The 10,644-nt window shown below is 73.0% G+C and carries 9 protein-coding genes; 3 read left to right on the plus strand and 6 right to left on the minus strand.

Features of this window, described 5'->3' with window-relative positions:
- Window positions 1-90: 90 nt before the first annotated feature.
- Complete coding sequence (locus tag ABZ914_RS28775) at window positions 91-747, minus strand: GmrSD restriction endonuclease domain-containing protein (protein WP_500197005.1); 657 nt, start codon at window positions 745-747, stop codon at window positions 91-93.
- A gap of 237 nt (window positions 748-984) precedes the next feature.
- On the opposite strand from ABZ914_RS28775, the gene ABZ914_RS28780 reads away from it, so the two are divergent.
- Window positions 985-1,746 (plus strand): SDR family NAD(P)-dependent oxidoreductase, encoded by a 762-nt coding sequence (locus ABZ914_RS28780; RefSeq protein WP_500197007.1) that lies wholly within the window; start codon window positions 985-987, stop codon window positions 1,744-1,746.
- 103 nt (window positions 1,747-1,849) lie between these two features.
- Here ABZ914_RS28780 and ABZ914_RS28785 read toward each other — a convergent pair whose 3' ends face one another.
- Entirely contained in the window at window positions 1,850-2,494 is a 645-nt protein-coding gene (locus tag ABZ914_RS28785; RefSeq protein WP_500197009.1) for an NUDIX hydrolase, read from the minus strand.
- Window positions 2,457-3,329 carry a DUF6597 domain-containing transcriptional factor gene (locus tag ABZ914_RS28790; RefSeq protein ID WP_500197011.1) on the minus strand — a complete coding sequence of 291 codons (873 nt, stop codon included), beginning with the start codon at window positions 3,327-3,329 and terminating at the stop codon, window positions 2,457-2,459. Before ABZ914_RS28790 ends, ABZ914_RS28785 begins: the two co-directional genes overlap by 38 nt.
- Before the next feature lie 96 nt (window positions 3,330-3,425).
- Between ABZ914_RS28790 and ABZ914_RS28795 the strand changes: the two genes are divergently transcribed.
- Window positions 3,426-4,004 carry a TIGR03086 family metal-binding protein gene (locus ABZ914_RS28795; RefSeq protein ID WP_500197012.1) on the plus strand — a complete coding sequence of 193 codons (579 nt, stop codon included), beginning with the start codon at window positions 3,426-3,428 and terminating at the stop codon, window positions 4,002-4,004.
- A 105-nt stretch (window positions 4,005-4,109) separates the two neighbouring features.
- On the plus strand, window positions 4,110-5,510 hold the full coding sequence (gltX, locus tag ABZ914_RS28800) for a glutamate--tRNA ligase (RefSeq protein ID WP_500197013.1): 1,401 nt from the start codon (window positions 4,110-4,112) through the stop codon (window positions 5,508-5,510).
- A 9-nt stretch (window positions 5,511-5,519) separates the two neighbouring features.
- Here the strand turns inward: gltX and ABZ914_RS28805 are convergent, their stop codons facing one another.
- The 3 genes from ABZ914_RS28805 to ABZ914_RS28815 all read right to left on the minus strand — a co-directional run.
- The gene (locus ABZ914_RS28805; RefSeq protein ID WP_500197014.1) at window positions 5,520-6,542 is read right to left on the minus strand and encodes an urease accessory protein UreH domain-containing protein; all 1,023 of its coding nucleotides are present in this window, start codon (window positions 6,540-6,542) and stop codon (window positions 5,520-5,522) included.
- A 96-nt stretch (window positions 6,543-6,638) separates the two neighbouring features.
- On the minus strand, window positions 6,639-7,298 hold the full coding sequence (locus ABZ914_RS28810) for a response regulator (RefSeq protein ID WP_500197015.1): 660 nt from the start codon (window positions 7,296-7,298) through the stop codon (window positions 6,639-6,641).
- Window positions 7,299-7,398: 100 nt separating this feature from the next.
- On the minus strand, window positions 7,399-10,644 hold a 3,246-nt coding region (locus ABZ914_RS28815), incomplete at its 5' end, for a hybrid sensor histidine kinase/response regulator (protein ID WP_500197016.1).

The following is a 10,644-nucleotide window of genomic DNA, read 5'->3' on the forward strand; positions in this document are numbered from 1 at the left end:
GTGCGGGCCCGCGCGGGCCCGCACCGCCCGGCCGGCATCTCGGTAAGGGCGGCGTCTCAGCGGGTGCCGTGTCTCAGCAACCGCCGTATCTCAGCAGGTGCCGAGCAGCCGGGTCAGGGCCGTCTTCTCCGCCGAGTCGACGGTCAGGCCGTAGCGGTACTTCACGTCGATCCAGGAGCGGGCGTACATGCAGTCGAAGCTCGCGAGCGGCGGGGTCCACTCGGCGGGGTCCTTGTCGCCCTTGGCCTGGTTGACGTTGTCGGTGACGGCCCACAGCTGCGAGGAGTCCAGGTCGTTGGCGAACGTCTGGCGGCGCGCGGTCGTCCAGGACGAGGCGCCCGACCGCCACGCCTCGGCCAGCGGGACCATGTGGTCGATGTCCAGGTCGGAGGCCTGGGTCCAGGTCGCGCCGTCGTAGGGGCTCGTCCACGTGCCGGAGACGGCGGCGCAGGAGGAGTCGGTGGTGACGTTCACGCCGTCGCGCTTGAGGACGACCTCGCGGGTGTTGCACGTCCCGGACTGGGTGATCCAGTGCGGGAACTTGTCGCGGCTGTAGCCGGACTCCGACCCCTCGGGGGCGACGGTGAGGCCGGCCAGGTGGGTGGCGGCGGTGCTCGCGCCGGGCGGGGGCGGCGGAGCGGCGTCGGCGGCGGGGGCGAGGAGAGCGGTGCCGGTGAGGGCGGTGCCGGTGAGGGCGGTGGCGAGGGTGGCGGTGAGGGCGGTGGCGGTGATCCCCGTGCGTCTCACGGGAACTCCTTTTCGCTCGGGAGCACGAGCCACCAAGTCTTGAATACTTGAATAAACCGGATATGTCCGTTTGGTTAGCGGGGGTCACGATCCGGTGACGGTCGTCACGGGCGGCCGCGCGGCCGCCGCGCCGCCCGCAAGAGGGCGCGCGGATTCTTGTCAGGGGCCGCTTACGAGCGCGGCCGCGCGGCGGGCAGGATGGTGCTCCGCGTTCCGTGACCTGACGAAGGAGTGTCCATGAGTTCTCTCGCCGGCCGTACGGCCCTGGTCACCGGGGGCAGCCGGGGGATCGGCCGCGCCATCGCGCTGGCCCTCGCCGCCGACGGAGCCCGGGTCGCGATCGCCTACCGGCGCGACGAGGAGGCCGCCCGCAAGACCGTCGCGGACATCGAGGCCGCCGGGTCGCGCGGCCACGCCTTCCAGGCGTCCGTCGACTCCCTCGACGCCTGCCGGGCCCTCGCCGCCGCGGTCGAGGAGGAGCTCGGCGAGCTGGACATCCTCGTGCACAGCGCCGGGATCGCCAGCCGCGGCAACAGCGTGGCCGACACCGACCCGGCCGAGCTGGAGCGGGTGCTGCGCGTGCACGCCTTCGGGCCGCACCACCTCAGCCAGGCGCTGATCCCGCTGCTGAGGCGCGCCGACCGCAGCGACATCGTGTTCGTGTCCAGCGTGGTCACCGACATGATGCACGCGAACTCGGGCCCCTACGCCATGGGCAAGGCGGCGCAGGAGGCGCTGGCGCAGGTGCTGTCGAAGGAGGAGCGCGCCAACGGCATGCACGTCAACGTGGTCGCTCCGGGCGTCGTGGACACCGACATGGGGCGGCGGCTGGTGCGCGCCGCGATGGGGGTCGACGACATCCGCCAGGTGGACGCGTCCTCCCCCTACGGGCACGTCTGCACGCCGGAGGAGGTCGCCGACGTCGTCCGGTTCCTGGTGTCGGACGGCGCGTCCTACCTCACCGGGCAGCGCATCGTCATCGACGGCGGCACCTTCTAGCCGCCGCCCCGCGACCCGCCGGGCCGGAACCCGCCCGCCGGGCCGGAACCCGCCCGCCGGGCCGGAACCCGCCCGCCGGGCCGGGACCCGCCCGGCGGGCCCGCTAGTTACGGGTCCAGTCGGGCTGGGCGAAGTCCGCGACCCTGGCCTGGCGCCCGAGCAGCACCACCTCGCGGAACTGCCACAGCATCGCGCCGGTCGGGGCGTGCACCCGCCAGTCCGGCGCGAGCCACATCTGCAGCAGGCTGCCGCCGTCCGGGAGCGGCACCCACCTCGGGGTGTCGTCGTCGGCCAGCCTGCGCAGGCTCGTGTGGTGGACGGAGTGGACCTCGTCCGGGTTCGGGACGAGCGGCCCAGGATCGTCGAGCACGACCACGATCGGGGTGATCGCGAAACCGGACGCGGCGGGGAAGTCGTCCAGCCGGCCGACCACGTCGCCCGGGCCCGCGACCAGGCCGATCTCCTCCCGCAGTTCCCGCAGCGCCGCCTCCTCGGCGGTCTCGCCGTCCTCCAGCCGGCCGCCGGGCAGGCCCCACTGCCCGGCGTTCCGCCCCTGGTACGCGCGCCTGATCAGGATCACCGACGGGACGCCGCCGTGCTCCACGGCGCACAGCACGACCCCGGCGCGGCGCAGACCCGGCTCGTCCGGGACGGTGGTGTGCTCGAACCCGCCCAGCCGCTCCGCGGCGAGCCGGTGGAAGGCCGTCAGGTCATCGAGAGGGCCGGGGATCGCGAGGGGGTCCGTCATGTCCCGATCCTGCCAGTTCCTCCTCCCGTGCGTACCGGGCGGGCGAGGTGCCGACGGCGGCGGTGAAGTCGCGGGTGAAGTGCGCCTGGTCGGCGTAGCCCAGCTCGGCGGCCAGCCGGGCCCAGTCGACCCGCGTGCCCGCCTCGGCCCGCCCGGCCGCCTCGATCATCCGGAACCTGCGGATGACCCACTTCGGGCCGATCCCGACGTACTCGTGGAACAGTCGCTGCAGGCTGCGCGGGCTCACGCCCTCGTCCCGGGCCAGCTCCCCGACGCGGACGACGCCGGGCCGTCCCGCGATGCGCCCGACGATCGCGGCGGCCCGCTCGGCGGACGGGTCGGGCTCGGGACGCAGCCCGGCGAGGAACGCCTCCAGCCGGGCGACGGCCGCCGCGTCGCCGGGCGTCGCGAAGATCTCCGCGGCCAGGTCGAGCCCCGGCGCGCCGAACACCTCGTCCACGCCCGCGAACCGGCCGGTCAGCGCGGCCACCGGGCCGTCCAGGAACGGCCGGAACCCGCCCGGACGGAACGCCGCGCCGATCACCCGGCCCTCGTCCGCGATCTCCTCGACGAAGTCGTCGCGCACCACGCCCACGATCCGCGCCCGCGTCGCGCCGCTCGTCAGGTAGCTGGTGAAGGTCATGTGCACCGACGGCCGGGTCAGCACCTGCTGCCGGTGGGGCGGGCGCCCCCGCAGGTCCCAGCGCAGCGTCCAGAAGAAGTCGACGAAGGGGGCGAGGGCGGGCGACGGCGCGGCCCGCTCGACCCGGAAGCTCTCCAGGCCCGTCCGCGGGCGCAGGATCCCGCGCGTCCCGCCGGGTAGGGATCGGCCCATCGGACCAGGCTAGCGGTGTCGCGTTTTTTCAAGACCGCGCGCGGCGGCCCGTCCTAGCGTGGACCCATGTTCGAACGAATGAGCGAAGGAGTCGTCATGGACATCCGGAGGCAGATGCGGCCCGCCGCTGACGCCGCGGCGCGGATCGTCCTGGAGACACCGGAGGACCGGCTGGACGCGCCGACCCCGTGCTCCGGCTGGGACGTGCGGGCACTGGTCAACCACCTGATCCTGTGGAACGGGCGGGGCGAGACCGCCGCGCGCAGGGAGCCCGTTACCGGGCCCGGCGAGGACCACGACTTCACCGCCGAGCCCGGGTGGGCCGAGCGGTTCGCCGAGCAGGCGCGCAGGACCGCCGACGCGTGGAGCGACCCCGCAGCCTGGGAGGGGAACACCAGCCTGACCGGTGCCAAGGAGGGCATGCCCGCCTCGTTCATCGCCGGGATCGTGCTCGGCGAGTGCGTCGTGCACGGCTGGGACCTCGCCGTCGCCACCGGCCGCGAGCCCGGCTTCCCGCCGGAGGTGGTCGAGGCCGCCTGGGAGCAGCTCGTCCCGACCGCGGAGTTCAGCCGCAAGTACGGCGCGTTCGGCCCGGAGGTCGCGGTCCCGGAGGACGCGCCGCTGCTCGAACGCCTCCTCGGACTCGCCGGCCGCGACCCGTACTGGAAGCCCTGACGGGCGCCCCGCGCCCGGCGGGAACCGCGCCTCGGTGAGGGCGCGCCGCGCGGCGCGCCCTTATCCGGGCGCGAGCGGGGCCTCGCTCGCTCTACCCTTGAGGGCATGTCAACGAGCTCTTCGATCCGGGTACGTTTCGCGCCGTCGCCGACCGGCATGTTCCACGTCGGCGGCGCCCGCTCCGCGCTGTTCAACTGGGTGATGGCGGCCCAGTCGGGCGGCACGCTCGTACTGCGGATCGAGGACACCGACGCCTCCCGCAACAGCCCCGAGTGGACCGAGGGCATCATCCGCGCCCTGGCCTGGCTCGGCATGGACGGGGAGCAGTACGAGGGCCCCTACTTCCAGTCCGCCAACGCCGACAAGCACGTCGAGGCCGCCCGGACGCTGCGGGAGCAGGGCCGCGCCTACTACTGCGACTGCACCCGCGAGGCCGTGATCGCCCGCACCGGCGACCAGCACAAGGGCTACGACGGGTTCTGCCGCGACCGCGGCCTGGAGCCCGGCCCCGGGCGCGCCCTGCGCTTCCGCACCCCCGACGAGGGCCAGACCACCGTCGTGGACCTGCTGCGCGGCAAGCCCGTCTTCGACAACGCCGTGCTGGAGGACTTCGTCATCGCCCGCGCCGACGGGTCGGTCACGTTCCTGCTGGCCAACGCCGTCGACGACATGAGCCAGGGCATCACCCACGTCGTGCGCGGCGAGGAGCACCTGTCCAACGCGCCCAAGCAGCAGCTGCTGTGGGAGGCGCTCGGCGGCGAGCCGCCCGTCTGGGCGCACGTCCCGGTGATCGTCAACGAGAAGCGGCAGAAGCTGTCCAAGCGCCGCGACAAGGTCGCCCTGGAGGACTACCGCGCCGAGGGCTACCTCGCCGAGGCGATGCGCAACTACCTGATGCTGCTCGGCTGGGCCCCGTCCGGCGACCGCGAGATCGTCCCGTGGGACGTGATCGTCGACGAGTTCCGCATCGAGGACGTCAACTCCTCGCCGGCCTTCTTCGACGTCAAGAAGCTGCGCGCGATCAACGGCGAGTACATCCGGGCGCTGCCGGAGCAGAAGTTCATCGCCGAGTGCCTGCCGTTCCTGCAGGAGGCGCCGTTCGACGTGGACGTCGCGGTGTTCGCCGAGCTGGCGCCCCTCGCGCAGACCCGCGTCGCGCTGCTCTCGGAGATCGTCCAGATGATCGACTTCGCGTTCCTGGACGAGCCGCCCGCCGACGAGCAGTCCTGGAACAAGGCGATGAAGGAGCCCGCCGCCGACATCCTCGCCGCCGCCGAGGCCGCCTACCAGGACGCGCCGTGGAACGCCGCCGAGCTGAAGGACCGGCTGGAGCGCGTCGGCACCGAGCACGGCCTCAAGCTCGGCAAGACGCAGGCGCCCGTCCGCGTCGCCGTCACCGGCCGCACCGTGGGCCTGCCGCTGTTCGAGTCCCTGGAGATCCTCGGCCGCGACCGGACCCTCGCCCGCATCGCCGCCGCCCGCGCGAAGCTCGCCGCCTCCTCCTGACCCCCGGGGTCAGCGGAAGGTGATCGCGCCGGGGAAGTGGCCGGACGCGCACATGAACGGCATCCGGCCCGGGGCCGGGGCGCCCAGGTCGACGCGGGTCTCGCCGGTCGCGGGCAGATAGACGTCCTTGTCGCGGCTCGGGATGGTGAAGACCCGCATGTGCCCGGAGGTGTGCCGGGTCCGCAGCACGAGGACGGTGTGCACGCGGGCCCGCGCCGCCAGCAGCGCGGGCCGGTAGCCCTGGTCCAGGGCCCACACCGTCACGACCTGGGTGCCCGACGCGTCCGTCCGGACGAACCGGGCCGAGTCGGCCGCCGCCGTCGCCCCGCCGCCGGACGGGAGCCAGCCGCCGAGCCGCAGGCCCGACAGCAGCGTCCAGCCGGACGCCGCGAGCAGCGCCACGGCGAGCAGCGCGGTCAGCCGCCCCCGCAGCAGCGCCATCGTCCGCCCAACGGTGACGCCGATCAGCCCGAACAGCGGCGCCGTCCCCAGCACGAACGCGCCCATCACCACGGCGCCGCCGAGCGCGGAACGCGACGTCACGGCCAGCAGCTCCGCCGACAGCGTCAGCCCGCACGGGACCAGCACCGTCGCGGCCCCCAGTACGGCGGGCCGCCGGGAGCGCCCGCGTGGGGGAGGGTGACAGGCGTCCTCGCCCTCCCCGCCCTCGGGGGAGTGCTCCCGGCCCCGTCCCAGCAGGCGGCGCACCGGCCGGAAGCCCAGCAGATCGAGGGCGAACAGCGCCAGCGCCGCCGCGGCCGCCGCCAGCAGCGCCCCGCGCACCCGCGGACCCGGCTGCACCGCACCGCCCGCCAGCCCCAGCAGCGCGCCCAGCGCCACATGCGAGACCAGCTTCGCCGCCAGGAACACCGAGACCTGCCGCACCGGGCGCGTCCCCGCCGGACCGGAACCGGCGCCGGCCGCACCGCCCACCGCTCCGGTCAGCAGGCCGATCTGCGTCGCCGCGCACGTGGTGCCGCCCGCCAGCAGCCCCGCTCCGGCGCCCGCGAGGAACAGCCCCGCGACGTCCACGGCCCACCTCCCGGCGGAAGCATCCCCGACACGGAAGGGCGCAAAGCGTCACTGACCGGACACGGCCAGTCGATCACCCCCGGGCGGGGCCGCGGTTCAGTCGCCGGGCAGGAGGGCCTCCCGCAGCTCCGCCAGGCGCCGCTCCAGCTCGTCGTACTCGCCGCGCCGCGCCGCCGGCAGGTGCTTGCCGACGGTCTCGGCCTGCTCGGCCACCGCGGCCAGCCGGTCGGCGACCCGCGGATCCGCGGCCCGCGGACCGTCCCCGTTCTCACCGGGGGCTCCGGCGTCCCGCGCCTTCAGCAGCGTCGACTGCTCGCGCAGCAGCGCGGCCTGCTCCCGCAGCAGCGCCGTCTGGTCGCGCAGCTGCTTGTTCTTGGTGTGCAGCTCCACGAACACCGACACCTTCGCGCGCAGCACCCACGGGTCGAACGGCTTGGAGATGAAGTCGACCGCGCCCGCCGCGTACCCGCGGAACGCGTAGTCGGGATCGCTGTTCACCGCCGTCAGGAAGATGATCGGCAGGTCGCGGGTCTTCTTGCGGCGCTTGATGTCGCGCGCCGTCTCGAACCCGTCCATCCCCGGCATGACGACGTCCAGCAGGATGACCGCGTACTCGTCGGTGAGCAGCGCCTTCAGCGCCTCCTCGCCGGAGCGCGCCCGGACCAGATCCTGATCGAGCGAACTGAGAATGGCCTCCAGTGCGATCAGGTTCTCCTCGCGGTCGTCCACGAGCAGGATCTTCGCCTTGTCGTCCACGCGTCGTCTCTCCGATTCCGGTCCGGCCTCCCGCCGTGCGGCCACGCCCAGCCCCACGCCCGGCCCCACGGCGACCCTACCTGCCAGGCGACTCCTCTCCTCAGCGGACGATGGAGGGTTGCAGCCAGTTCCTCATGACGTCAAGGAGATGATCCACGTCGACGGGCTTCGGCACGTAGTCCGACGCGCCCGATTCGAGGCTCTTCTCCCGGTCGCCCTTCATCACCTTCGCGGTGATCACGATGATCGGCAGCTCGGCGAACTGCGGCATCTGCCTGATCGCCGCCGTCGTCGCGTACCCGTCCAGGCCGGGCATCATCACGTCCATCAGCACGATCGCCACGTCCGGGTTGCGGTGCAGCAGGTCGATCCCCGCCTGCCCGTCCTCGGCGTACAGGACCTCCATCCCGTACCCCTCCAGGACGGACGTCAGCGCGAACACGTTGCGGACGTCGTCGTCGACGATCAGCACCTTGCGGCCCGACAGCACCCTGTCGACGAAGTCCGCCGGCGGCTCCGCCAGCATCCCGTTCAGCGCGGGCTCGGGCCGCCGGACCTCACCGGGAGGCCGCTGGTCGGCCGGGAGCCCGTTCTCGCGGCCGGACGCCGCGCGCGGCGCGCCGCCCTCGGCGGGACCGCCCGCCGGCAGCGCGGGCGCGGCCTCCGCCGCACCCTCGGCCTCCTCCTGCGCCGCGGACCGCCGGCGGCCTTCAGCCTCGCTGTACTGGGCCGGCAGGTACAGCGTGAACACGCTGCCGCGGCCCGGCTGGCTCTCCGCCTGGATCTCGCCGCCCAGCAGCCGGGCGATGTTCCGGCTGATCGACAGGCCCAGCCCGGTACCGCCGTAGCGGCGGCTGGTGGTCCCGTCGGCCTGCTGGAACGGCTCGAAGATCTCCTGCAGCTTGTCGGCGCTCACCCCGATGCCGGTGTCGATCACCCGGAACGCGATGACGTCCGGGGTGTTCCACAGCGCCGGCAGCGTGAAGTCGATGTCCCCGGCCCGCTCGATCACCAGCCGGACCTCGCCCTCGGCGGTGAACTTCACCGCGTTCGACAGCAGGTTCCGCAGCACCTGCTGCAGCCGCTGCTCGTCGGTGTTCAGCGTCGGCGGGACGTCAGGCGCGACCTCCACCCCGAAGTGCAGCCCCTTGTCGACCGACAGCGGGCGGAACGTCGCGTCGACGTAGTCCACCAGCGCCGGCACCGACAGCCGCTGCGGATGCGCCTCCATCTTCCCGGCCTCCACCTTGGCCAGGTCGAGGATGTCGTTGATCAGCTCCAGCAGGTCGGTGCCGGACTCGTGGATCGTCCGCGCGAACTCCACCTGCTTGTCGGTGAGGTTGCCGCCCTGGTTCTCCGACAGCAGCTTGGCCAGCACCAGCAGGCTGTTCAGCGGCGTCCGCAGCTCGTGCGACATGTTGGCCAGGAACTCCGACTTGTACCGCGAGGAGATCGCCAGTTGCTCGGCGCGCTCCTCCAGCGTCCGCCGCGCCTGCTCGATCTGGAAGTTCTGGATCTCGATCGCCCGGTTCTGCTGGGCGAGCAGCGCCGCCTTCTCCTCCAGCTCGGTGTTGGAGTGCCGCAGCTCGCCCTGCTGGCGCTGCAGCTCGTCGGAGCGTTCCTGGAGCTCCTGCGCGAGCCGCTGGGACTCGCCGAGCAGCGCCTCGGTCCGGGTGTTGGCGCGGATCGCGTTCAGCGTCACCCCGATCGTCTCGATCAGCTGGCTGAAGAACGCCAGGTGCACGTCCGTGAACCGGCCGAACGAGGCCAGCTCGATCGCGCCGAGCACCTCGTCCTCGAACACGATCGGCAGCACGATGATGTTGACCGGCGACGACTCGCCCAGCCCCGACCCGATCCGGACGTAGTCGGCGGGCGCGTCGTTGATCAGCAGCGGGCGGCGCTCCTGCGCGGCCTGCCCGACGAGCCCCTCGCCGAGCGCGAACCGGACCGTGCCGATCCTGCTGCGCCGCGTCCCGTACCCGGCGATCAGCACCAGCTCGGTCTCCTCGCCGCCCTCGGCCAGGTAGAACGCGCCGTACTGGGCGCTCGCCGTCGGCGTCAGCTCCCGCATGATCAGCTCGGCGACCTGCATCAGGTCCCGGTGGCCCTGCATGAGCCCGCCGATCCGGGCCAGGTTGGTCTTCAGCCAGTCCTGCTCCTCGTTGGCGCGGGTCGTCTCGCGCAGGGTGGCGACCATCAGGTTGACGTTGTCGGACAGCTCGGCGACCTCGCCGCGCGCCTCCACGGTGATCGTCCGGGTCAGGTCGCCGGTGGCGACCGCGCTGGCCACCGCGCCGATCGCGCGGACCTGCGTGGTCAGGTTGCGGGCCAGCTCGTTCACGCTCTCGGTGAGCCGCTTCCAGGTGCCGGAGACGCCCTCGACCTCGGCCTGCCCGCCGAGCCGGCCCTCGCTGCCGACCTCGCGGGCGACGCGGGTCACCTCGGACGCGAACGACGACAGGGTGTCCACCATCGTGTTCAGCGTCGTCTTCAGCTCCAGGATCTCGCCCTGCGCGTCGACGTCGATGCGGCGGGTCAGGTCGCCGTGCGCGACCGCCGTCGCGACCTGCGCGATGTTGCGGACCTGGTAGGTCAGGTTGGACGCCATCCCGTTGACGTTGTCGGTCAGGTCCTTCCACATGCCGCCCGCGCCGGGCACGTGCGCCTGGCCGCCGAGGCGGCCCTCCGTGCCGACCTCGCGGGCGACCCGGCTGACCTCGTCCGCGAACGCCGACAGCGTGTCGACCATCGTGTTCAGGGTGTCCTTGAGCTGAAGGATCTCGCCCTGCGCGTCGACCTCGATCTTGCGGGTCAGGTCGCCCTGCGCGACCGCCGTGGTGACCTGCGCGATCCCCCGGACCTGCACGGTCAGGTTGTTCGCCATCGAGTTGACGTTGTCGGTCAGGTTCTTCCAGACCCCGCTGACGCCCTGGACGTTGGCCTGGCCGCCGAGGCGCCCCTCGGTGCCGACCTCGCGGGCGACGCGGGTGACCTCGTCGGCGAAGGCCGAGAGGGTGTCGACCATCGTGTTGACGGTGTCCTTGAGTTCGAGGATCTCGCCCTGGGCGTCGACGGTGATCTTCTTGCCGAGGTCGCCCTCGGCGACGGCGGTGGTGACCTGGGCGATGTTGCGGACCTGGTAGGTCAGGTTGGACGCCATCCCGTTGACGTTGTTGGTCAAGTCCCGCCAGACGCCGCCGGCGCCGGGCACGTTGGCCTGGCCGCCGAGACGGCCTTCGGTGCCGACTTCGCGGGCGACGCGGGTGACCTCGTCGGCGAAGGCCGAGAGGGTGTCGACCATCGTGTTGACGGTGTCCTTGAGTTCGAGGATCTCGCCCTGGGC

Origin of the sequence: Spirillospora sp. NPDC046719, assembly GCF_040645715.1 — a bacterium.
Lineage (GTDB): Bacteria > Actinomycetota > Actinomycetes > Streptosporangiales > Streptosporangiaceae > Spirillospora.